The sequence below is a fragment of the Streptosporangium nanhuense genome (assembly GCF_059358815.1).
Map to the genome: position 1 here is coordinate 878,091 of NZ_JCADBG010000001.1, position 23,235 is coordinate 901,325.

The 23,235-nt window shown below is 70.7% G+C and carries 20 protein-coding genes; 16 read left to right on the forward strand and 4 right to left on the reverse strand.

What is annotated here, in order from left to right:
* Positions 1-33: 33 nt before the first annotated feature.
* The 7 genes from AC5L38_RS03640 to AC5L38_RS03670 all read left to right on the forward strand — a co-directional run bounded on the left by AC5L38_RS03640 (position 34) and on the right by AC5L38_RS03670 (position 8,269).
* The gene (locus AC5L38_RS03640) at positions 34-798 is read left to right on the forward strand and encodes a polyphosphate kinase 2 family protein (protein ID WP_495241297.1); all 765 of its coding nucleotides are present in this window, start codon (positions 34-36) and stop codon (positions 796-798) included.
* 141 nt (positions 799-939) lie between these two features.
* Entirely contained in the window at positions 940-1,842 is a 903-nt protein-coding gene (locus AC5L38_RS03645) for a LysR family transcriptional regulator (RefSeq protein WP_495241298.1), read from the forward strand.
* A 604-nt stretch (positions 1,843-2,446) separates the two neighbouring features.
* Positions 2,447-3,763: an amidohydrolase family protein gene (locus AC5L38_RS03650; RefSeq protein ID WP_495241299.1), complete on the forward strand. Its 1,317-nt coding sequence runs from the start codon at positions 2,447-2,449 to the stop codon at positions 3,761-3,763.
* A gap of 91 nt (positions 3,764-3,854) precedes the next feature.
* Positions 3,855-4,643 carry an SDR family NAD(P)-dependent oxidoreductase gene (locus AC5L38_RS03655; RefSeq protein WP_495241300.1) on the forward strand — a complete coding sequence of 263 codons (789 nt, stop codon included), beginning with the start codon at positions 3,855-3,857 and terminating at the stop codon, positions 4,641-4,643.
* A 169-nt stretch (positions 4,644-4,812) separates the two neighbouring features.
* Positions 4,813-5,427, forward strand: coding sequence for a nitroreductase family protein (locus AC5L38_RS03660; protein WP_495241301.1), 615 nt, complete (start codon positions 4,813-4,815; stop codon positions 5,425-5,427).
* A 308-nt stretch (positions 5,428-5,735) separates the two neighbouring features.
* A complete protein-coding gene (locus tag AC5L38_RS03665; RefSeq protein ID WP_495241302.1) occupies positions 5,736-7,187 on the forward strand; it encodes a bifunctional phosphatase PAP2/diacylglycerol kinase family protein in 1,452 nt (483 codons plus the stop codon).
* Positions 7,188-7,291: 104 nt separating this feature from the next.
* Positions 7,292-8,269 carry a hypothetical protein gene (locus AC5L38_RS03670; RefSeq protein WP_495241303.1) on the forward strand — a complete coding sequence of 326 codons (978 nt, stop codon included), beginning with the start codon at positions 7,292-7,294 and terminating at the stop codon, positions 8,267-8,269.
* A gap of 202 nt (positions 8,270-8,471) precedes the next feature.
* Here the strand turns inward: AC5L38_RS03670 and AC5L38_RS03675 are convergent, their stop codons facing one another.
* Together AC5L38_RS03675 and AC5L38_RS03680 are read right to left on the reverse strand one after the other, a co-directional pair.
* Complete coding sequence (locus AC5L38_RS03675; RefSeq protein WP_362683315.1) at positions 8,472-8,765, reverse strand: TFIIB-type zinc ribbon-containing protein; 294 nt, start codon at positions 8,763-8,765, stop codon at positions 8,472-8,474.
* Between the two features lie 45 nt (positions 8,766-8,810).
* Entirely contained in the window at positions 8,811-9,821 is a 1,011-nt protein-coding gene (locus AC5L38_RS03680) for an aminoglycoside phosphotransferase family protein (RefSeq protein ID WP_495241304.1), read from the reverse strand.
* Positions 9,822-9,878: 57 nt separating this feature from the next.
* Between AC5L38_RS03680 and AC5L38_RS03685 the strand changes: the two genes are divergently transcribed.
* From AC5L38_RS03685 to AC5L38_RS03700, 4 genes are all read left to right on the forward strand, one after another.
* Positions 9,879-10,778 (forward strand): TIGR03619 family F420-dependent LLM class oxidoreductase, encoded by a 900-nt coding sequence (locus AC5L38_RS03685; protein WP_495241305.1) that lies wholly within the window; start codon positions 9,879-9,881, stop codon positions 10,776-10,778.
* A 180-nt stretch (positions 10,779-10,958) separates the two neighbouring features.
* Entirely contained in the window at positions 10,959-11,741 is a 783-nt protein-coding gene (locus AC5L38_RS03690; protein ID WP_495241306.1) for an HAD-IIA family hydrolase, read from the forward strand.
* Between the two features lie 449 nt (positions 11,742-12,190).
* The gene (locus AC5L38_RS03695; RefSeq protein ID WP_495241307.1) at positions 12,191-13,846 is read left to right on the forward strand and encodes a hypothetical protein; all 1,656 of its coding nucleotides are present in this window, start codon (positions 12,191-12,193) and stop codon (positions 13,844-13,846) included.
* A 164-nt stretch (positions 13,847-14,010) separates the two neighbouring features.
* Positions 14,011-15,477, forward strand: a complete 1,467-nt coding sequence (locus tag AC5L38_RS03700) for a glycosyltransferase family 39 protein (protein ID WP_495241308.1) — start codon at positions 14,011-14,013, stop codon at positions 15,475-15,477.
* 16 nt (positions 15,478-15,493) lie between these two features.
* Here the strand turns inward: AC5L38_RS03700 and AC5L38_RS03705 are convergent, their stop codons facing one another.
* Both AC5L38_RS03705 and arfB read right to left on the reverse strand, forming a co-directional pair.
* Complete coding sequence (locus tag AC5L38_RS03705) at positions 15,494-15,937, reverse strand: NUDIX hydrolase (protein ID WP_495241309.1); 444 nt, start codon at positions 15,935-15,937, stop codon at positions 15,494-15,496.
* A 106-nt stretch (positions 15,938-16,043) separates the two neighbouring features.
* Positions 16,044-16,466 carry an alternative ribosome rescue aminoacyl-tRNA hydrolase ArfB gene (gene arfB, locus AC5L38_RS03710; protein WP_495241310.1) on the reverse strand — a complete coding sequence of 141 codons (423 nt, stop codon included), beginning with the start codon at positions 16,464-16,466 and terminating at the stop codon, positions 16,044-16,046.
* Between the two features lie 247 nt (positions 16,467-16,713).
* Between arfB and AC5L38_RS03715 the strand changes: the two genes are divergently transcribed.
* From AC5L38_RS03715 to AC5L38_RS03735, 5 genes are all read left to right on the forward strand, one after another.
* Positions 16,714-17,547, forward strand: a complete 834-nt coding sequence (locus tag AC5L38_RS03715; protein ID WP_495241311.1) for a hypothetical protein — start codon at positions 16,714-16,716, stop codon at positions 17,545-17,547.
* A gap of 210 nt (positions 17,548-17,757) precedes the next feature.
* Positions 17,758-19,305, forward strand: coding sequence for an alkaline phosphatase D family protein (locus tag AC5L38_RS03720; protein ID WP_495241312.1), 1,548 nt, complete (start codon positions 17,758-17,760; stop codon positions 19,303-19,305).
* Positions 19,306-19,749: 444 nt separating this feature from the next.
* Positions 19,750-20,124 (forward strand): hypothetical protein, encoded by a 375-nt coding sequence (locus tag AC5L38_RS03725; RefSeq protein WP_495241313.1) that lies wholly within the window; start codon positions 19,750-19,752, stop codon positions 20,122-20,124.
* Positions 20,125-20,437: 313 nt separating this feature from the next.
* Positions 20,438-21,658: a hypothetical protein gene (locus AC5L38_RS03730; protein ID WP_495241314.1), complete on the forward strand. Its 1,221-nt coding sequence runs from the start codon at positions 20,438-20,440 to the stop codon at positions 21,656-21,658.
* Positions 21,655-23,229 (forward strand): substrate-binding and vWA domain-containing protein, encoded by a 1,575-nt coding sequence (locus AC5L38_RS03735; RefSeq protein WP_495241315.1) that lies wholly within the window; start codon positions 21,655-21,657, stop codon positions 23,227-23,229. The genes AC5L38_RS03730 and AC5L38_RS03735 overlap by 4 nt, the downstream gene beginning before the upstream one ends.
* The last annotated feature ends 6 nt before the right edge of the window (positions 23,230-23,235 follow it).

Below are 23,235 nucleotides of genomic sequence, written 5' to 3' on the forward strand. Positions count from 1 at the left end.
GCTCGCGGGCCGGGACATGCGAGGCTTGTCGGCATGAACCGCCTCTCCCAGGTCGACCTGTCGGCCAAGCTACCGAAGAAGGAGGGCCTCGAGCGGCTCGAGGCCGCCCAGCGGCGTCTCCTGCGGCTCCGGCTCCTCCTGGGAGGCCAGCTCGGCGACCACAAGCTCGGCCCGCCTCTCTGCGTGCTCTTCGAAGGCTGGGACGCCTCCGGCAAAGGCGGCGCCATCAAACGCCTCGTCTCACCCCTCGACCCCCGGCACGTCCGCGTCTCCCAGTTCGCCGCGCCCACCTACGACGAGAAAAGACACCACTTCCTGCAAAGGTTCTGGGCCGTCCTGCCCGGCTGGGGAGGCATGACCGTCCTCGACCGCTCCTGGTACGGCCGCGTCCTCGTCGAACGCGTCGAAGGCTTCGCCACCACGGAGCAGTGGACCCGCGCCTACGACGAGATCGTCGAGTTCGAGCGAAGCCTCACCGCCGAAGGCGCCATCCTCGTCAAATTCTGGATGCACGTCTCCCCCGGCGAGCAACTCCGCCGTTTCCAGGACCGCGCCCAGGACCCCCTGCGCTCCTGGAAGCTCACCGACGAGGACTGGCGAAACCGTGAGCGCCGCGAGGACTACGAGGACGCCGTCGAAGACATGATCGCCAAAACCGACAGAAAACGAGCCCCCTGGAAGATCGTCGCCGGCGACAGCAAGCCCTACGCCCGCGTCGCCGTCCTGGAGCACGTCTGCCACACCGTCGAAACCGCTCTCACCGAACGCGGCCACAGCCTGCGCGACGCCGACCGCTGAGGCCGAAGCGATGATCGCGGTACTGTCACGGCCCGGCCGCGGCGGCACCGACGACGCCGGACGCCCGGCCGATTGATCATCTTGTGATTCCTAATCGAGTCTAAACTAAGACATATCATCACATAATCGATTAGGATGATCATGGAACTGCGATACCTGGCCGCGTTCGTGGCCGTAGCCGAGGAATTGCATTTCGGCCGGGCCGCCCGTCGTCTGCAGATGGCGCAGCCGCCGCTGAGCCAGTTGATCCGCCAGCTGGAGAAGGAACTCGGCGTGCAGCTGTTCGAGCGCAGCACCCGCAGCGTGCGGCTGACCAGCGCGGGCGAGACGTTCCTCGAGCCCGCCCGCCGGGTGCTCGACGATGTGGACCTGGCGAAGCGGGCCGCCAGATCGGCCGGGACCGGAGAGTACGGGCGGGTCACGATCGGGTTCGGCGGGGCGTCGAGCCACGCGGCGCTGCCCCGGCTGGCCCGGGCGGTCCGCGCCGAGCACCCCGGGGTGGAGCTGGTGATGAAGGTGCAGACCTACGCCAACGTGGTGCTGGAGGGGGTCGCGGACGGCACGCTCGACCTGGGTTTCGTCCGGATGCCGGTGGACCGGCCCGGCCTGAGGGCCCGGATCATCGAGAACGACCGGCTCGTCTGCGCGCTCCCGACGGACCATCCGCTGGCGGGCAAGGACGAGATCGACCTGACGGATCTGGCCCACGACCCGTTCGTCAGCCTTCCGGCGCACTCGGGGTCGACGTTGCGGGACGCGATGACACGCACCTGCGAGGAGGCGGGCTTCACGCCCAAGGTGGCGCAGGAGGCGCCGGACTCGAACACGGTCCTGGCCCTGGTCTCCGCCGGTGTCGGGGTGACCTTGACGTTGAAGTCGGTGGAGCACGTCTGCCAGGGCGGTCTGGTCTACCTGCCGCTGGCGGGCCGCACCGTCTGGCTGCAGGCGGCGCTGGCGTGGCGCGCGGACAACCCGTCGGCGGCTCTGCGTGCGGTCCTCGCGGCCGGCGAGCGGGAGCTGCCGACACCGCCCCCGGAGTCATGACCCCCGGGATTATGAACGCTCCGCTCTCAGTGTGAGAGTTATTCCGTATTGGACGCGTTTCGGTCATGCTGCCATTCTGGATGGCGTGAAAGGAAAACGGCGGCGGCGAGTGGCCACGGCCGATACCGATGCCCGGGGTAAGGCATTTCGTATGGAGCCTTAACTCGCCCGGCATCGCCTGACCGGAATTCACCGGTCATGTCGTCACGCCGTTTCGATCCCGAGGCCCGAGTCTCGCAAGGCCCGGTTCGGGCGTCCGTCCGACCAGGTCACCGGGACAGGCCCGGCGACACGGTCGAGGCGGGCGGCCACGGGCGGCGGGCCGGGCGGGTCGTCCGCGCGATCGGCGCGGCGCCCGCACTCGCGCTCGATCTCATGGCCGCGATCGGCGTTTTCGCCTTTCCCCGATCGCGTTCCCGGAAATCTGTCAATTCTCTCCCGGAAGGAAAAGAATGGCGTCTCCTCTCAAGGGCAAAATCGCGCCGGTGACCGGAGCCTCCCGCGGTGTCGGCCGGGCCGTCGACGAGACCGCCTCCGCCGGGCGGGCGTCGCGGGCCGGTGCACGCCGGTCTCCGGCCCGCCGCGCCGCGGAGGGATTCCCGGGATGACGAACAGCCGTGCGACCCTGCTTCGCGGCGCGACGATCCTGACCATGGATCCGGCCGTCGGCGACCTCGACCGCGGTGATCTGCTCATCGAGAACGGCCTGATCAGCGCCGTGGCGGCGACGATCGGCTTCGACGAGGACGTCCGGCCCGACGTGGAGGTCGTCGACGCGACCGGGCGCATCGTGATCCCCGGCTTCGTGGACACGCATCGCCACATGTGGGAGGTCCTGGTGCGCGGCGGCGCGCCGCACCACACCCTGGAGCAGTACTACGTGGACGTGCTCGGAGCGGTCGGGTCCGGTGTGCGCCCGGAGGACGTGCACCTCGGAACGCTCGCCAGCGCCCGCAGCGCCCTCATGGCCGGCATCACCACCGTCCAGGACATCTCCAACATCCAGCACGGCCCGGCGCACACCGACGCCTCGGTCGCCGCGCTGCGCGAGTCCGGGATCCGGGCCGTGTTCGCGTACGGGAAGCCGTACCCGATGATGGTGCGCGGAGGCAGCGGGCTGGACGACGACGTCCTTCGCGTCCGGTCGAAGTTGCTGTTCGACGACGAGACCGATGTGACGATGGCCCTCCTCACCGAGTGGGGCGACGACGACGGCGAGAGGCACAACGCCTCGCTGGCCAGGAATCTCGCGCTGCGCACCGCGCGCCACATCGGCGCCTCGACCCCCATCTCGCGGTTGCGTGATCTCGGGGTGCTGAGCGCGGGCACGACGTTCATCCACGGCAACGGCCTGCCGCCCGACGAGTTGCAGATCATCGCCGACAGCGGCGGCACCCTGTCCGTCGCGCCGGCGATCGAGCTCATGATGGGGCACGGCGTGCCGATGCTGGGCCGGACCCCACCCGGCCTGCCGCTGAGCCTGAGCACCTCCGCCGAGGTCACCGTGGCCGCCGACTTCTTCACCCAGATGCGCGCGGCACTGCAGATCGGCCGCGCGTTCGGCCGCGGGGCCCACTCCGGGCGGGAGCTGACCGCGGCCGACGTCCTCGCGCTGGCCACCCGGGAGGGCGCCGCGGTGCTGGGTCTCGACGCGCGAACGGGCTCCCTGACGCCCGGGAAGGACGCGGACCTGGTCGTTCTGCGGGCCGACGATCTCGACGTCTCGCCGGCGCTCGACCCGGCCGGCGCGGTCGTGCTGCAGATGGACCGCCGCCATATCGACAGGGTCTACCGGGCCGGCCGCGCCGTGGTGCGCGACGGTGCCTCGACAGAGGACTCGCGGGACCTGGTCGCAGGCCTGCGCGCCGCGGCCGCGCGCCTCGGTCCCGTCCCCCGCTCCGCCCTTCGAGCGGAGCGATGACCAGACCGCCGACGCCGCCGACGCCGCCTCCGGAGCCGTACCGCTCCGAGACGACGTGAGCCGCGCGTCCACCGACAAGCAGGGTCTCAACGTGATCATCGATTTCACCGGCCGCCGGGTCCTCGTCACCGGGTCCACCAACGGCATCGGATTCGCCGCCGCTCAGGGGTTCCTGGCCGCGGGCGCCGACGTCGTCGTCAACGGCCGCAGCGAGGAGGGCGTCGCCGCCGCGGTGGCGAGGCTGGGCGGCCCCCGGGCGGGGGTCGCGGGTTTCGCCGGCGATCTGGGCACGGAGCCCGCCTGCTCACGGCTGGTCGCCGAGCATCCGAGTTTCGACATCGTCGTCAACAATCTGGGGGTCTACGAGCCGCGGGACTTCTTCGACATCCCCGACGGCGAGTGGGACCGGTTCTTCCGCACCAACGTCATGTCCGGGGTCCGCCTGGCGAGGGCCTACGCGCCGGCCATGGCCGAACGAGGCTGGGGGCGTGTCGTCTTCGTCTCCTCGGAGTCGGCTCTCAACATCCCCGCGGACATGATCCACTACGGCTTCACGAAGACGGCCCAGCTCGCGATATCGCGAGGGCTGGCCAAGCGTCTCGCCGGAACGGGCGTGACCGTCAACGCCGTGCTGCCGGGGCCCACCCTCTCCGAGGGGGTGGCAGGCATGCTCCAGGCCGACGTGGACCGCACCGGTGACAGCCCGGAGAAGGTGGCGGCGGACTTCGTCGCCGCGCACCGCGGTTCGTCGATCATCCGCCGGGCCGCCACCGTCGACGAGGTGGCAAACATGATCATCTATGTCAGCTCGGAGCAGGCCTCGGCGACCACCGGTGCGGCCCTGCGGGTCGACGGCGGCGTGGTCGACACCATCGCCTGACGGCCGTGCCCGGCCGTGCCCGGTCTGTCCGGTCGTGTCAAGTCATGTCCGGCCGTGCATGGCCGTGCCCGGCCGTGCCCGGGCATTCCGGGCCTCCCGAAATCTCGAACCCACCGCCGGTGACCGCCGGCGGAGGACCGTGCGTGCCAGTTGGAAGGGAAAACACGCAATGCATCCGATCATCGAGGCGATCGAAGAGCGCCGGACCGTCAACCTCTTCGACCCCACGCGAGGCCTCAGCGACGAGTCGATCAACGAGCTGGTCCGTCTGGCGACGAAGGCGCCGTCGTCCTTCAACCTGCAGAACTGGCGCTTCATCGCCGTCAGGACGCCCGAGGCGAAAGCGCGGCTGCGCGCGATCGGCTGGGACCAGCCCAAGATCACCGATGCGGCGGTGACCTTCGTCGTGGTCGGACGGCCGGCCGACCACGAGTCGGTGGCCGATCGGTTGCGCCCGGCGGTCGACGCCGGGATCATGCCGGCCGACGTCGCCGCGGCGTGGGAGGGCGGGGCGAAGGCGCTCTACTTCGAGCAGCCGCAGCGTCAGCGCGACGAGGCGGTCCGGTCGGCGACCTTCGGCGCGAGCACGCTGATGTTCGCGGCCCACGCGATGGGCCTGGCCTCCGGGCCGATGAGCGGTTTCGACGTGGAGGCCGTCGCCGAGGAGTTCGAGCTGGCCGCGGACGAGTTCCCGGTGATGCTTCTCGCGATCGGTTTCGCCGCCCCGGGGAACTGGCGGCAGAAGCCCCGCCGCGAGCTGTCGCAGGTGCTGCGGCTGGTTTAGCGGGCTTCGTGCTGGTCGAACCCGGCGACTCGGCGGCCTCGCCGTCCCGGGCCGCCGAGGACCGGGCCCTCGCGCGGGTGACCGGGGCGAAAGGACGGTGGCCCGGCGCCCGCCGCCGGACCGGGGCGACTCCGGCCGGCGCCGGCGGTACTGGCCGGTGCCGTCCGGTGCCGTCCGTTCGTTCCGGTGAGAAGTACGGGAGCGGCGGAAACGCCCCGGGCCCCCGGACACGCGGCAGAATCGAATCGCCGTCCGTTCGTCGTGGGCGGTTCGTCATTGCTTTTCTTCATCGCAGGAGGGTGCGGCGCATGCGGTTGGGGTCGCGGCTGAGCAGGCTGGACCGGCGGGTGTTCGCCATGGTGGCGGGCGCGAGGTTGCCCGGTCTCGAACGCGTCGTACCCGCGCTGTCGCGCGCGGCCGACAACTCGCTCCTGTGGGCCGGGGTGGCCGGGGCGCTGGCGGTCAGCGGCCGGCGGCCGCTGCGCCGGGCCGCGACCAGGGGGCTGCTCGCGGTCAGCCTCGCCAGCCCGCTGGTCAACCTGGTCGGCAAGCAGGCCTTCCGCAGGAACAGGCCGTCGGCCGAGGGGCTCCCGCTCGCCCGGCTGATCAAGATGCCCGCGTCGGCGTCGTTCCCCTCGGGCCACTCCGCCTCGGCCGGCGCGTTCGCCGCGGCCGTGGCGCTGGAGGCGCCCCGGGCGGTCGCGGTCCCCGTCGCGCTCCTGGCGGCGGCCGTCTGCTTCTCCCGCGTCTACACCGGCGTGCACTATCCCGGCGACGTGCTCGCCGGAGCCGGGATCGGCGTGGCGGCGGGGCTGATCACCCGTCGCATCTGGCCCGACGCCGGTGAGGCGGGGCAGGCGCGCGCCGCCCTCACGGCGCCGTCCGTGCGGCTCGACCCGGAGGGCGAGGGAACGGTCGCCGTGGTCGACGGCTCCGCCGACACCGTCGCGGGAACGGTCGAGGCGCTGCGCGAGGCCCTGCCCCGGGCCGAGGTCGTCGAGGTGGCGCCGGGCGCCGACCTCGGGGCCGCCGTACGGGACGCCGCCGAGCGGGCCAAGGTGCTCGCGGTGGCCGGGGGAGACGCGGTGGTCAACCTGGCGGCCCAGGAGACGGCGGGCGGGGCGACCCCGCTGCTGGTCGTCCCCGCGAGCGTCCACGGCCAGTTCGCCCGCGCGCTCGGGATGGAGACACCGGAGGAGGCCGTGACGGCCTACCACAGCGGCGACCTCGTGGCCGTCGACGTCGGCGAGGTCGCGGGCCGGACGTTCGTCAACACCGCCAGCGTGGGCGTCTACCCGGCGCTGGTGGAACGCAGGGAGCGCAGGCAGGGCCGGATCGGCAAGTGGCCCGCGCTGTTCTGGGCCATGGCCGAGGTGCTCGGCCCCGGAGGCGCGCAACCCGTCGACCTCGTCGTGGACGGGGTGCCCCGGCGCGTCTGGATGGTGTTCGTCGGCAACTGCCGCTACGAGGCGCGCGGCGGAGCCCCCTCCAGACGGCAGCGCCTGGAGGACGGCCTGCTGGACATCCGCGTGCTCGCCGCCGCCGACCGGCTGCCCCGGCTGCGGGTGTTCCTCAGCCTCCTGGCGGGACGGATGAAGCTGTCGCGTCACTACCAGCAGTGGCAGGCCGACACACTGCGCGTCTCGGCGCCCTCGGGAAGGCTGTCGCTGGCGCGCGACGGCGAGACGTTCACGGTCACGGGCGAGGTGGAGTTCACCAAGCGCCCGAGGTCGCTCCTCGTGATCCGGCCCGCGGGCTGAGCTGCGGGGGAGTCCCGGCCCCGCTGTCCGGCCGCCCTGTCAGAGATTGCCGATTACCGGGCGTTGTTTGACGCCCAGTGATCGATCCGGCGATAGTTGTTCAGGTGACTACCCCCCGTTCGCTCGCCTGTGCCGTGGTCACCCTGGTGGCCCTGACCGCCTGCACCCCGTCTCCGAGTGACCCCGTGGTCGGCCCGGCCACCGCGGGCGGCACGGTGGGAGTGGGACAGGGATCCGGCGGCCCGCCCTCCTCGCCCCCCGTCAGCTCGCCCGCCGCCGTGACGCTGACGCCCGACGAGTACCGGGCGGAGCTGGAGGAGGCGCGCGGCCCGGTGCGCGACGCGGTGAAGAAGCTGGCCTCGACCGGCGGGCTGAAGACCCTGGACAAGCAGCTGAAGAAGACCTCCGGCGCGGTGGAGGGCGCGGTGACCCGGCTGTCCGCCCTGGCACCGCCCGCCGAGGTGAAGACCCAGCACGACAGCTACGTCGAGGCTCTGGGCCGGCTGCGGACCTCCTTCGACACCGCCCGCCAGGACGCCGAGGAGCAGCGGGTGTGCACCGGCCCGGCCGTGCTGACCGGCATGGCCGAGGCCGACCAGCTGTCCGACGTGGAAGACGTCGCCAAGACGCTGAGCGGGTATCCGGCGAGCGTCATCCCAGTCAAGGCGGCCAAGAAGCGCGACCGCCGGCTGTCCAACGGCAGTTTCATCGCCTCCGAGGGACGAACGGGCCGCGCCTACCTCGAACTGCGCAACGGCACCAGGCAGGACGCCGTCGTCGTCCTGGTGCGCGGCAAGAAGAAGGCCGTCACCGTGTACGTCCGCAAGAAGTCGAAGTTCAAGATCCGGGGTGTGCGGGACGGCAGCTACAAGATCTACTACACCCTCGGGCAGGACTGGGACAAGAAGGCGCGCACCTTCACCCGGTCGTGCGCCTTCGAGCAGTTCGGCAAGACCGTGCGGTTCAGGACCGTCCACACCGCGACCCAGATCCGCTGGACCGACTGGACGATCACCCTGCACGCCGTGACCGGAGGCACCGTGAAGCCGAAGAAGGTCAAGCCGGGCGACTTCCCCACCTGACCCGCGGAACGCGCGGAACGGGCCGCGAAGGCGTCCCGGAGCCTCCGTGAAAGCGCCCGCGCACGTGGTCCGAAGACGCCGCCGACGCGTCCTGAAAGCGCCTCGAACGCGTCCCGGAAGGCTTCGTGAGCTCCGTCGGCTCCGTGAACGCGAAGACCGCGACCTCGTGACGAGGTCGCGGTCTCGGTGTTCGCCCGGCGGATCAGGTCGAGAAGAGCATTCCGACCCAGCTGCGCTGGCGGTGGTGCCCGTAGTGGCCACCGTGGTGCTGTGCACCCCAGGCGGGAGCGCCGTAGCCGGGAGCGCCGTGCACGGGCGGCGGCGGGGGCGGGGGCGGAGCTGCGTGGGACTGCTGCGACCACTGGCTCTCCATGCGGGTCAGCGTCTCGAGCTCGCCGTAGTCCAGGAAGATTCCGCGACAGCTCTCACACTGGTCGATGTGGACGCCGTTGCGCTCATAGGTGCGCATGGCGCCCCGACACTTGGGGCACTGCATCTGGCTGGTCTCCTTGTTCTGGCGTGGTAACCGAGTAACCACAACCTACTGCGTGGGCACACTATGGCAGGCGCTTCGATGCCGGACAATCCTGAGGCAGGACTCGACGAGGACCTCCTCCACCTCGTCCAGCGGGCGCCCCTCCCGCCCCGCCGCGGCCACCGCCGCCGCCGCGAGCTGCACGGTCATCGCCTGCGCGGGAACCTCCAGCCGTCCCCACGGGTCACCGTCCGGCGGGACGGCGACCCCGCCCGCGGCGCGGTAGGCCCCCAGGAAGCGGTGCCACACCTCGGGCTCCAGCAGCCCGGCCGCGAACCAGGCGGCGGGCCTGGACAGATCCCAGGCCTGGTCGCCGACGCCCAGGTCGTCGATGTCGATGAGGATCCACTCGCCGGGCGCGCGGACCATCTGTCCCATGTGCCAGTCGCCGTGCGTCACGCCACCGGAAGCACCGCCGGAAGCACTGCCGAAAGTGCCGCCGGAAGCACCGCCGGAAGCGCCGCCGGGAGCCGTACCGGAGGAGTCACCGGGATTCGTGCCGGGGGAGGGGGGAGGGGAGGGGAAAGGGGGAGGGGAGGAGGGCAGGCAGGTGAAGGCCCGGCGTACCGCCAGCTCGGCGGCGGAGCGGTCGCCCAGGCGGGCGACGGTCGCGGCCACCCGTGCGGGTCCCCCCGCGGCCCGCAGTGGGGGCAGCGCCCGCGCCGGCACGGCGTGCAGCCGTGCCAGCAGCCGGGCGGCGGCCTCCCAGGGCGCCGCGTCCGGGTCCGCGTGGTCCACCGGAGTCCCGGCCGGCCAGACGGTGACCAGCCGGTCCCCGGCGGTCATGACCTCCTCGGTCACCGGTTCGAGCATGATCCCGCGCAGCGCCGGGTGCGCGGTGGCCCGCATCCGCTCCACCAGCGGTTCCCGCTCCGCCCCCGGCGCGTGCGCCTTGACCACGACGGAACCGGCCCGCACGATGATCACGTCCGGCCTGGTCGGCAGCACCGTGCCGGGCGCGCCGCCGTACCGGGCGCCGATCCGGCGCAGTTCGTCGATCAGGTCCTCGCTGTCCATCCGGTAAGTGAACCACCGGCCGCGGCCCCGGCCGACCGGAGGCATAAAGTGCGAGGCATGAGGATCGGTTTCGCGGTGCCGGTGTCGGGGTCCTGGGCGACGCCGGAGAACATGGCGCGGGTCGCCCGGAGGGCCGAGGAGCTCGGCTACCACGGGCTGTGGACCTTCCAGCGCCTGCTCTACCCGCAGGGGCACGCCATGGGCCCGACCTACCGCAGCGTGCACGACCCGGTGGTCACGCTCGCCTACCTGGCGGGCCTGACGAGCCGCGTCCGGCTGGGGGTGGCGGTGCTCAACATGCCGTTCGCCTCGCCCGCGCTGATGGCCAAGCAGCTGGCGAGCCTGCAGGAGGTCTCCGGCGGGCGGCTGGACGTGGGGCTCGGCCTGGGGTGGCTGCCCGAGGAGTTCACCGCCTCCGGGGTGTCGTTCGAGCGGCGCGGGCGGCGCGCTGAGGAGTACGTCCCGCTGCTGCGGCGCCTGTGGACGGAGGAGACCGTGGAACACAAGGGCGAGTTCTACGAGCTGCCCCCCGTGCACCAGGATCCCAAGCCGAGGGTCGTGCCGCCGATCCTGCTGGGCGGTTCCGCCGAGGTGGCGCTGAGGCGCGCGGGGCGGCTGGCGGACGGCTGGATCAGTTCGAGCCGCGAGGACCTCGACGGCATCGGAGAGAGGATCTCCATCGTGAAGGAGGCGGCCCGTGCCGCCGGGCGCGACCCCGAGGCGCTGCGCTTCGTCACCCGGGGCGTCACCCGCGTCCGGGCCCCGGGCGCGGCCGGGCGCACCCCGCTGACCGGCTCGTTCGAGGAGATCCGGCGCGACGTCGGCGAGCTCGCGGCCAGGGGGGTCACCGACGTCTTCCACGACCTCAACTTCGACCCGGAGATCGGGTCGCCCGACGCCGACCCCGAGGAGTCGATGCGCCGGGCGGAGGCGGCGCTGGAGGGTCTCGCCCCCTGACCGGCACCCGGGCCGCGGCACGCGGCGAACCGGCCGGCGGGCCGCGAGGTGGACCCGGGGCCCCCGCGCGCGCGACCGTTCACCTCCGCGACGTCCCGATGTGCGGGTCTGGTGACGCGCGAACCGTCCGGCCCTGTCATCCTTGTTTCGGTACGTACCCGGCCGGAACAGAGGAGAACGGTGGACGAGCGCAAGCCGATCGAGTGCTGGCTGTCGGACATGGACGGTGTCCTCGTTCACGAGGGGCACCCCGTGCCAGGTGCGGACGAGTTCATCCGGCGCCTGCGCGAGTCGGGCAAACGGTTCCTGGTGCTGACCAACAACTCGATATACACCCCGCGCGACCTGGCCGTACGGCTGCGCGCGGCCGGTCTGGAGATCCCGCCGGAGTCGATCTGGACCTCCGCGCTGGCCACGGCGAAGTTCCTGGACGGCCAGCGCCCCGGCGGCTCGGCGTACGTGGTGGGGGAGGCGGGTCTGACCACCGCCCTGCACGAGATCGGCTACGTCCTGACCGACATCGCCCCCGACTACGTGGTCCTCGGCGAGACCCGCACGTACAGCTTCACGCAGATCACCCGGGCGATCAGGCTGATCGAGGGCGGTGCCCGGTTCATCGCCACCAACCCCGACCCGGTCGGCCCGTCGAACGAGGGGTCCCTGCCCGCCTGCGGCGCGGTCGCCGCGATGATCACCAAGGCGACCGGGGTGGAGCCCTACTTCGTGGGCAAGCCCAACCCGATGATGATGCGCAGCGCGCTGCGGGCCATCGACGGCCACAGCGAGAGCACCGCCATGATCGGTGACCGGATGGACACCGACATCGTCTCCGGCATGGAGGCCGGGCTGCACACGATCCTGGTGCTCAGCGGGGTCGTCAGCAGGGACCAGGTCGATCGCTACCCGTTCCGCCCGTCCATGGTGGTCGACTCGGTCGCGGACCTGATCGGGATGATCGACTGACGCCTCGGTCCCTTTGGGCGCCGGGCGTTGAGCCCTTTCGTGTTCGGCCCAGTTCTATGGTCGGATTTATTTGCAGTTGATACGCTACTGCCGCTCATAGTCATACAAATGGCATCACGCTTCTTTCCTGTTGATCCAACCGCTGACAGGGGTACGCACGTATCGACGGCACCTCCCGTCGGCCCGGGATCCGGAACGTTCCAGGGAACGCGGTCACCGCTTCCACCGAGTCGCCCCATCTCGAAACCCCGCGCGGCCGGTTCGCGTCGACCGGCCCTCGCCGGGCGGGCCGAGCCGTACGACCACCTGGTCCTCGACGGCCACCTCGGCGCCGAGGGTGACGAGCGGGCTCCGCGCGACGCCGCCCCGAAACCGATCGGCCCACCGAGCCGACACCCGCCGTGACCGGGGCGTCGGATCACCGCGTCGCACACGAAGGAACCGACACGTTGCAACCGCCGCAGAAGTCGATCCGCCGCAACTCGCCCAACGGCCCCTCGGGGCTGCCCCGGCCCCAGCCCGAATCGACCGGCACGAAGCCCGAGACGTCCGTCGACGGCTCCCCCGGGCGGCCCCCTTCCTTCGGCGACGTGCCCCAGATTCCGGAAAGCCCGCCGGGAAGCCCGCGCGACACGGCGGAGGAGAACAGCGAGGAGTCCTTCGAGGAGCTGTTGCTGTCCCTGTCGAACAGGACCAAGCGGGGCAGTGGTCCGGCGCCCGTCCTCCAGTCCGAGGAGGAGAACAGCGAGGAGTCCTTCGAGGAGCTGTTGCTGTCCCTGTCGAACAAGACCAAGCGGGGCAGTGGTCCGGCGCCCGTCCTCCAGTCCGAGACGGACAGGGCCGTCGCGGTCAAAGTGTTGAGCGAGGTCCTTGAGGAGTTCGCGAAGTTTCCCGCGGGCGACGTCCTGAAACCGTTGAGAGACGGGATGGACGCTCTCGACAGCCGGGAAGGTCTGAGCGACGCCGACTACCTGATCGCGCGGGCGAAGCTCGAGAAGGAGCAGGAATCCATCGCGGAACTGGTGCTGTCCGTCATGAACGCGCTCAAGCTGTATCCGCTGCGCAGGCGCGACATCCTCGACAAGTTTCAGGAGGCCGTCGCGAGCGGAGACCTCACCGACAGGATCAAACAGACCTACGGGTTCACCATTGACGATGTGGCCAGCTTCCAGGACGACCTGAGTGCCGTAGAGAAGATCGAGAAAGAGGGCGCCGAGGGCCTGAGCCCGGCCAGGATGCAGGAACTGATCGTTTACATCGTCGCCAACTACCCCGCGTTGACCGGCCAGGCCGCCGCCTCCTTCGGCAGGGCCCTGTGCAAGCTGTACCTGTCGCTCGATCTCGACCCGAGGTTCGCCCAGCACGACCTTGAGGTCCGGGCCCGGATCCTGGCGAGGCTGAAAAGCGAACTCAAGGACGAGTGCCGGAAGTGGTCCACGCTGAACTCGGACGAGAGGCTCGCCGCCCTCAAGAAGGCCCGCGACATCCAGTGCGCCGAACGTGGCATCCCCGGCGGGAAGCCGGAGATCGTCCTGGCGAACGAGTTGAACCAGCACACGCCGAACGGATGGGCCGTGACCCTGGCCTTCTTCAAACGCCAGGAAGGCACCATCTACATCAACAAAGGTTGCCCCGCGTGGCAGGACTTCGACGAAGTGATCGACAGCCTGGTGCACGAGAACACGCACAACTACCAGTACTGGCTGATCTCCCAGCTGTCCGCCCTCCCGCCGATGGAGAAGGACGACCCGCGCTACTTCCAGGCCACGCTGTTCGCGCTGAACCAGGATCACGGATACATAGAGGGCGGTGAGTCCTACCTGACCCAGACGCTGGCCCTCGCCGTCTACCAGGAGCAGCCCATGGAGAAGCACGCCTTCCTCGCCGGAGGAGAGGCCAAGGGCCTGTTCCGGCCGGACGCGCTGCGGGAGGCCGAGGCGCTGCTCACCCGGCTGGAGGAAATGCTGAGGGAGAGTCCCGGGCACAGCGGGCTGGAGCAGCGGATCGAGATGCTGTCCAAGACGATTACCAACCCCAAGCTGCCGTCGAACGCCATCTACCAGGATGTGGACGAGGTCCTGACGTTCCTGTCCCGTCCCGACTGACCACCGGCGGGCGAGGTCCAGGCCAGGAGAGTTCCGGAGGGGCTCCGCACCGAGGCGACCCCTCCCGGCCCCTTTCCGCCCCTCCCGGCCCTGCCCCCTCCCCGGCCGGGAGGATTCCGCCGGGCCATCGCGTCGGTCGCGTTCATGGTGTGAAATAGCGCGATGTGACGGATGTCGTGGAGGTCGAGGAGAAGGGCCGGGTCCGCTCCCGCCTGCCGGAGGCGATCCCGGCGGTGGCGGCCCTGCCGACCGGGCTCTGGGGCATCACCACGCCCTCCTTCTGGCGCGACGAGTCGGTCAGCGCGATGGCCGCCGCGATGCCCGTCGACGATCTGTGGCACCTGCTCGACAGCATCGACCGGGTGCACGCGCTCTACTACCTCCTGCTCCGGCCGGTCGCCGCGTTCTCGACCGGCGAGCTGGCCATGCGCCTGCCCTCGGTCGTCGCCACGGCCGCCGCCGCGTACGGCGTCACGGTCCTGGGCAGGAAGCTCGCCACCCAGGGGGCGGGCCTCCTCGCGGGACTGCTCTACGTCGCGCTGCCGATGGTGAGCCGGTACGCCCAGGAGGCGCGCAGCTACGCGATCGTGACGGCGGTGGCCGTCCTGGCCACCTGGGTGCTGGTCGAGGCGACGCGTCGATCGAGCCGCCGGTGGTACGTGGCCTACGGGGCCTGCCTGATGCTGCTCGGCTGGTTCCACGTCTACGCGCTGCTCCTGGTCGTCGCGCACGTGGTGACGGTGCTGTGGTGGCGCGTGTCGTCATCGTCCGCGCCGCCGCCGTCGTCGTCGCCGCCGTCGTCGTCGGCCCGGCCCGACGTGGTGTGGTTCGCCGCGGGGCTGGTCGTGGCCGCGGCCGGGGTCGCCCCGCTCGCGCTCCTGGCGGCCGGTCAGCGCGAGGCGCAGCTGTCGTGGCTGAAGCCGTCGAAGCTCACCGACGTCGCCTGGTTCGGGGAGGAGGTGGCGGGCACCGTGGGGGTGGCGCTGCTCCTGGTGGCCCTCGCGCTCCTCGGGGTGTTCGCCGGGAGGAGGTCGGCGGCGGTCGCGCTGCCCTGGGCGCTGCTGCCGTTCGTGTCCATGGCGATCTCCACCGTCCATCCCGTCTTCAACCCGAGATACGTGCTCTTCGCCGTCCCCGCCGTGGCGCTGCTGGCGGGAGCGGGCCTGAACGCCGTGCGCCCCCGGGCACTGGGCTGGGCCGGGCTGGTCCTCGTCGCGGCGCTGACCGTCCCGGCGCACCTGACGATCCGCGAGCCGGACAGGCGGCCCGACAACCTGCGCGACATGGCGGCCACGCTGCTGGCCAGACAGCGTCCCGGTGACGCCGTGCTCTACGTGGGGGAGAACCGGCGCCTGTTCGTCGCCGTGTACGGGGAGGCGTACCGGAACCTGCGCGACCTCACCCACGCCCCCGGCCGGCGCGCGCCGAGGACCGCCGCGCAGTTCACCGCCGCCCTGGACGGTGTCGAGCGCGTCTGGCTGGTCACCGGTGGCAGGAAGCACAAGAGCAGGGACTTCGTGGAGGACGACGAGCGCTATCTGGCCCTGATGGCCAACCGGGACTTCACCCTGCGGTCCACCGACGACTTCGGCTACTCGTGGTTCGGCCTCTACGTCCGCGAGCGGCGCTGATCCCGGTCCGGGGCCCTCAGGCGATCAGGCCGGGCAGCCTGGTGACGGCGCCGGCGAGGTAGGCGCCGAGCTCCGGGGGGACGATGTTGATGGCGGAGATCTCGTCCGGGTCGAGCGGGAGCCGCACCACCTCGTACTCACCGCGGGCCGGGTCGTCGAACTCCGGGCCGCAGCGCAGCGCTGGGTCCATGGAGACCAGGCGGCAGCCGTAGACGTGCTGGGTCTTGACCCCCTCGTCGCGCAGGCACTCCAGGGTGGTCAGCGGGGTGACACCGGAGACGACGGCGCCCAGCTCCTCCATCACCTCGCGGTGCAGGGTGTGTTCCAGCGAGGCGTCCTCGGGCTCGACGTGGCCGCCGGGAATGGACCAGTAGAGCTCCTTGCCGGGGACCGTGCGCCGGAACACCACCAGCTGGTCGTCGTCGAGGAGGACGGCGCGGACACTCGGCACGGCGGACATGGGGCCATTGTGTCACCGCCCCGGGGGCACGACCCGCATCCGGGCCCCGGGATTCCCGTACGGGACTGTCGGCCCGCCACCTCGCGGAGGCGGTGGGCGGCGGGCTCTAGTGGTGGTCCCTGCGCAGGCGCTTGAGGTCGGAGCGCTGCTTCTTGGCGGCGATCCGCCGCTCGACCGCGCCCCTGCTCGGCTTGGTCGGGCGGCGCTTCTTGGGCGGCGGGGCGATCGCCTCGCGCAGGATCTGGGCCAGGCGCATCTCGGCGGCCTCGCGGTTGCGCAGCTGGGAGCGGAACTCCGAGGCGGCGATGGTGATCACACCGTTCACCAGGCGGGGGCCGAGGCGTTCGAGGGCGCGGGCCTTGAAGACCGGGCCCAGCGCCTCGGTGGCGGCCAGGTCGAAGCTGAGCTCGACCCGGCTGTCGGTGGTGTTGACCCCCTGGCCGCCGGGGCCGGAGGAACGGGAGAACCGCCAGCCGAGCTCGGCCTCGGGGACCGAGACCGAACCGCTGATCTGGAGCGGACCGGGCATGGCGATGACTTCCTTCTCACGGGGGTGTGCGGGTTTCCAGCGTACCGAGGAGCCACAAGCGCGGATCAAATGGTTTTATGCCCAGTTTGTGGTTATTGATGATTTTCGAGCCGCCACCTGAGCCGTCCCGGCCTTGTGGCGCGGGGTTCCCTTCCGCCACAGTTGCCCGGGGGCACACATTTGCCCGGAAGCACATGTGGCCAAACATCCGCGAGAACAGGGCATCCGAAGCAGGAGGCGGGGGCGTATGAACACGATCGTCGGCGTGCACGGTATCGGCAAGTACCGCTACTACCGCGACGCGGGCAACTCGGTCGGCGGCGCCGCCCTCGCGATGCGCGACAAGTGGGACCGCTACCTGCACAAGGGCCTGACCGGCGGCAGGCCGCACGCCAAGGAGCGCTACGTCACCGAGATCGCCTACTACGCCCACCTGCTGGGCGAGCGCAAGGACGACTCCGTACGCGCGGTGCGGAGCATGGACGCCGGCGCCCAGGAGGTCTTCGTCGCCTGGGCCAAGCAGCTCGACACGGTGGGGGAGGGGCTGACCGGCGCCCTGCACCGGATGACCGGCTGGCTGCTGGACCGGCTGGAGGTCAACGCCGCCGACTTCGCCGCGTTCTTCTGCCCCGAGGTCGCCGCCTACATGACCGCGGGAGGCGAGACGCGCGCCAGGTGCCGGGCGGCCGTGGCCGAGGTGATCAGGCGGAACCGCCCCAAGGTGGTGATCGCGCACTCGCTGGGCAGCGTGGTGACGTACGAGACGCTCTGGGCCAACCCCGACCTGGAGGTCGACCTGCTGATCACCCTCGGCAGCCCGCTCGGCATGCGCAACGTGATCTTCGAGCGGCTGGCGCCCGCCCCGGTCAACGGCTGGGGCGAGCGTCCCCGCAAGGTCAAGCGGTGGGTCAACATCGCCGACAAGGACGACATCGCGGCGATCCCGCCGGGGCTGAGGGCCTGCTTCACCGGGATCGACCAGGAGTCCATGGTCGACCTCGACTGGATCGACTTCCACACCGTGGAGAAATACCTGGGCTGCGGAGCCCTCACCCCCCACCTCAAGCCCTACCTGAGCTGACCTTCCGCGACCACACGCTCCGGTGCCGCGGCCACCGGCGGGAGGCCGGTCCTTCGCCGTGATGTCGCCCGCAGGTCGGCCGTTGTTCAATCACCGTGGGTAAGGCACTCGTCTGTGCGGCGGCTGTTCACCTCGCCTTGATTCGCAGGTCACGACGGGGAAAGCTGGAGCGGGTGCACTGATGGCGTGGAGCAGAAGCCGTCACGCAGAGTGTTCCTTTCCGTCGCCGCCGCGGGTACGGGCGGCCTGTTGCTGACCGGGGCGGGGCTCGGCCCGTCCCGGATGCCCTCCCGGGCCCTGGCCCGCGACCCGTTCACCCTCGGCATCGCCTCCGGCGACCCGTCGCAGGACGGCGTCGTGCTGTGGACCAGGCTCGCCCTCGACCCGCTCGGCCTGAACGGCCGGGGTGGCATGCCGGTCAGGGACGTGGACGTCGAATGGCAGCTCGCCACCGACGAGCGGTTCTCCAAGGTGGTCCGCAAGGGAACCGAGAGCGCGCGCTGGAAACGGGCGCACAGCGTCCACGTCGAGGTCGACGGCCTGGAGCCCGGCCGGGAGTACTTCTACCGCTTCCGCGCCGAGGGCCACCTGTCGCCGACCGGCCGCACCCGTACGGCCCCGTCCGCCGCGTCCGCAGTGTCCGTGTCGTCCGCGCTGACCTTCGCCGTCGCCGCCTGCGCCCACTACGAGCACGGCTTCTACACGGCGTACCGCAGGCTGGCCGAGCAGGACCCGGAGCTGGTCGTGCACCTGGGCGACTACATGTACGAGTACGGCCCCCAGGGGTACACCGCGCTGGGCGGGAGCGTCCGGCAGCACACCTGGGGCAAGTGCGCCACGCTGGCCGACTACCGGATGCGCCACGCGCAGTACAAGAGCGACCCCGACCTGCAGGCGGCGCACGCGGTCGCGCCGTGGCTGGTGGCCTTCGACGACCACGAGATCGAGAACAACTGGGCGGGGGACGTCTCCAGCTCCGGCGCCCCCGCGTTCGCCCGGCGCAGGGCCAACGCCTTCCAGGCGTACTACGAGAACATGCCGCTGCGCAGGACGAGCGTGCCCGGAGGGGCGGCGATGCGGGTCCACCGCCGGGTCGACTGGGGGCCGCTGGCCCGTTTCCACCTGCTTGACACCCGGCAGTTCCGCGACGACCAGGCGTGCGAGGACGGGCTTCGGTCCGGCTGCGACGACCGGCTCGCGACCGGCCGCACCCTGCTCGGCGAGGACCAGCGGCGCTGGCTGCTGGACGGCCTCGCGAGCTCGGACGCCCACTGGAACCTGGTCGGCCAGCAGATCCTGATGGCCCAGCGCGACTCCAAGGTCGGGCCGGGGACCGAGGTCAACATGGACTCCTGGGACGGCTACGCCGCCGAGCGCACCCGCCTGCTGACCGGTTTCCGCGACTCGGGCGCCGCCAATCCGGTCGTGCTGACCGGCGACGCGCACATGCACCACGCGGCGGACCTGAGGCTCGACTTCGACGACCCTGACTCGCCCCGCGTGGCCGTGGAACTCGTCACCTCCTCGATCGCCAGCGACGGCGACGGCTACCGGGACGAGGGACGGATCGCCGAGACGGTCGCAGAAAACCCGCACATCTCCTATCTCGACCAGCGGCGCGGCTACATCGTCTGCCGGGTCACCCAGGAGGAACTGCGCGCGGACTTCCGCACGCTCGACTACATCAGCAGGCGCGGCGCCCCCGCCAAGACCGGCGCCCGCTTCACCGTGCCGTCAGGACACGCGGCCCTCACCTGAGGCGTGCCGTCAGGACACGCGACCCTCACCTGAGGCGTGCGGTCAGGACACGCGGCCCTCACCTGATGCGTGCCGGTCAGGACAGATGGCATCGATCCGAGGCGTGCGGACCAGGACATGCGGTATCGATATGAAGCATGCCGTCAGGACATGCGGCCCTGACCTGGAACGTGCCGTCAGGACAGGCGGCACTCACCTGAAACGTGAGAGGAATTTCAATAGATTTATTGGATGATGCCGCTTATGAGTCCCCTCGCCACGAGGCTCACCGCCGCGGCTCTCGCCGCGGCGCTGGGCGGCACCCTTCTTTCCCCGACCCCCGCCACAGCCGCCGGATCCGCCTTATCCGCTCCATCTGCTCCATCCGCTTTATTCACTCCATCCGCTTTATCCGCCGCACCCGCGGTCGCGCCCGCCGCCGCGGCGCTCGCCGACTTCGGGTACGTGATCACTTTTCCCAAGCACGTCCACCGGGGCGGATCCCTCGTCTACTCCGTCAAGGTCCGCAACAGGAAGGCCCGCGGCCAGCACTACGTGGCGCTCGTCGGGGACTTCTCGAAACGCTTCCGCAAGATCCGGGTGATCTCCAAGCCGCGCAGCGTCAAGTGCTCCGTCAAGGGCCGTAGCCTGTCGTGCTGGATCACCTCCCTGGACAAGGGGGACTCGACGACCGTGCGGATCCGGGCCTGGGCCGGCTCGCGCCGGGGCACCGCCACCGCCTCGTTCGGGGTGATCGCCACGTCCGACGCGGACGCCGGCATTCGCGAGCTCCGCAAGGAGATCAAGCGCAAGATCAAGGCCAGTACGCGCATCCGCTGACCCTGTTCCCGACATCCCCGACATCCCCGACGCCCCCTGTCCCGGAAACCGGGACAGGGGCCGGGAACGGGGACCGGTGCGGGGACCGGGAACGGAATTCGTGGATCGGACCGGAACCCGCGGGTCACCGGGACCCGGAGGCCGGATTTGAAGCCCGGGTTCTGTTTCCGCCCGCATACGGCCTTCATCGGATCCGGGCCGCTTCATTTCGCCGCTGAACATTCAATTCGGCAACAGCCTTTGAAATTGCCCCCTTTGTCGGGTGTTGGCGCATATGCTTGGGATGTAGGCGAAAGTGGTGCAAGGAGCTGCGATGACAGCCGATTTCTCGCACGTCTTTGAAGAACCTTCACTCACCGTTCCCCGCCAGCTTCCCTTTTGGCATTCGCCCCTGGGCTGGTTGTCGGTGATCGCCGCCTGCGTCGCCCTGCTCGGCGTGGTGAATCTGCTCGTCGCGGGCACTCCGGTCGTCACGGTCCGCGGCATCATGGCCTCGAAGCAGGACTTCTTCAACGACGAGGAAGTCCAGCGATTATTGCTGAAGCACAACATGCGGGTCGAGGTCACCGCGCGCGGCTCGAGTGAAGTCGTGGACGAGGTAACCAGTCAAAAGATCCAGTACTACGACTTCGCCTTCCCGTCCGGGCAGCCGGCGGCGGATCGGATAAACAGCCACCGCCGCAAGGAGGGTCTGTACGCCCGCACGACGCGTCTTTTCAGCAGCCCGATCGTGCTCGCCAGCTACCGCGAGTACGCCGAGACCCTGGTCGGGAACGGCGTCGCGGATCGCCACTCGGGCGGGCCCGACCAGGCGCTCTACTACACCCTGGACACGGCGAAATTCGTCGAGCTGGGCAAGCGCGGAAACACCTGGAACGACATCGGGATCGACAGGTACACGGACCCGGACGGCAGGAGCATCACCAACGGCAACCGCGTACTCGCCCAGACCGCCGGGGTGTGCCGGTCCAACTCCGGTGCCACCTACCTCGGCCTGGTCGCCTTCGTGGAGAACGACAACCAGCCGGCGCAGACCAAGGCCGAGGTGAAACGGATCGCGGAGAAAGTCAAGCCGCTCATCGTCGCGACCGGCATGCCGGAGTCGGACCTCTGGCTGATCTACATCACACCGGAAGGCAAGAGCCAGGGGCCGATCGTCGTGGTGTACGAGCACCAGTTCTTCGCCTACCAGCAGGCCCACCGGCGCCGTACCGGGCGTCCGGACAACGAGCGGGTGCTGCTCTACCCGAAGCAGGAGTTCCAGACCGATCCGGGATACATCTCGCTTAAACCGGGCGCCGGTGACCGGCTCGGCTGGCTGCTGCTCACCGACTCCGCGCTGCGCCGGCGCATGGCGGAGCTCGGCTTCCGCGTCATCGACGACACCGACACCACCGGGACCAAACGGCTCTTCCAGCTGCTCGACAACCGCGTCGTGCCCAGGCCCGACGAGCGCACCGACTACACCCGGGCGGAACTGCCGGAGCTGAACCTTCTGGAGGACCTGCTCGAAGACGTCGGCGGGTGCGAATGACGAGACGACGTCCGCGCGCGTTCGCCGGTCTCGTGGCCTGCGCGATGCTGATCGTGGGCACCGGCTGCGCCCCGGACGAGCCGGACACGAGGCTGCGGGTGCTGGCGAGCTCCGAGCTCGCCGACATGCGCCCGCTGCTCGACGAGCTCCGGCGCGACACCGGGATCGAGGTCGTCCTCGACCACCGGGGCACCGTGGACGCCTCCGACTCGCTCGCCAAGGGCGACGCCGACCACGACCTGGCCTGGCTGTCCGACGACCGCTACCTGCAGCTCAAGCTGCAGGAGTCGGGCAGGCGGCTGCGACCCCTGTCCACCGAGATCATGATGTCACCTGTGGTCTTCGGCGTACGGCCGCGGACCGCGGAACGGCTCCGCCGCAGCGCGCCGGACCCGAAGCTGTCCTGGGCGGACATCGCGGACGGCGCGGCCGAAGGGCTGGTGCGCTTCGGCATGGCCGACCCGCGCCACGCCAACAGCGGGCTGGCCGCCCTGGTCGGCGTGGCCACCGCCGCCGCCGGCACCGGCAGCGCGCTGCGTCCGCAGGACGTCACCTGCGACCGGTTGCGCGGGCTGTTCTTCGGCCAGACGCTCACCGCGGCGTCGTCGGACGGGCTCGTCGACACGTTCGTCGCGGACCAGGGCAAGGCCGACGCGCTGATCGAGTACGAGTCGACGCTGCTGTCCCTCAACGCGAGCGGGAGGCTGCGCGAGCCGCTGGAGATCGTCTATCCCGAGGACGGCATCGTGCTGTCCAAGTACCCGCTGCTCCTGTTCAATCCGGCGCGCCGCGCCGCCTACGACAGGGTCGTGGCGTGGCTGACCCGCGCGGACACGCAGCGGAAGATCATGCAGCGCACGCTGCGCCGCCCCGTCGACCCTGCCGTGACCCGGGACGTGCGGTTGGATGCGGAGATCGGCAACGCGCTGTACTTCCCGGATCGCCCCAAGGTCATCGACCGGCTGCTGGCCGACTACGAACCGGGCGCCAGGCCGGCGGGCCAGGTCATCTTCGTGCTCGACTACTCCGGCTCCATGAAGGGCACGCGGATCAAGGCGTTGCGATCCACCTTCGAGGGGCTCGGCGGTGACGACCGCTCGTCCATCGGCAAGTTCGTGCGCTTCTACCGGGGCGAGAGGTTCATCCTGATGCGCTTCGGCGAGGACGTCCAGGCGGAACGAGGCTTCACCATCGCCGGCCCGCACGACGTCGACGCCATCCGCGGGTTCCTCGCCACCGAGAGGTTCGACCGGCACACCGCCGTGTGGTCCGCGCTGGACCACGCCTACGGGCGCGCCGGCGAACTGAGGCGCGCCGACCCGGGACGGCCGGTCACCATCGTGCTGATGACCGACGGCCTGAACAACGCCGGCATCGGGCTGAAGGAGTTCCTCAGCCGGCACGAGAACCTGCCGCCGGAGACCAAGGCCGTGCGTACGTACACCATCCGCTTCGGCGAGGCCGACCCGGCCGAACTGGACCGGGTGGCCAAGGCGACCGGCGGGCGCATGGTGGACGCCGGCGCGTCCTCGCTGGACCGGGCCTTCAAGGAGACCCGTGGCTGCCGATGAGCTCTG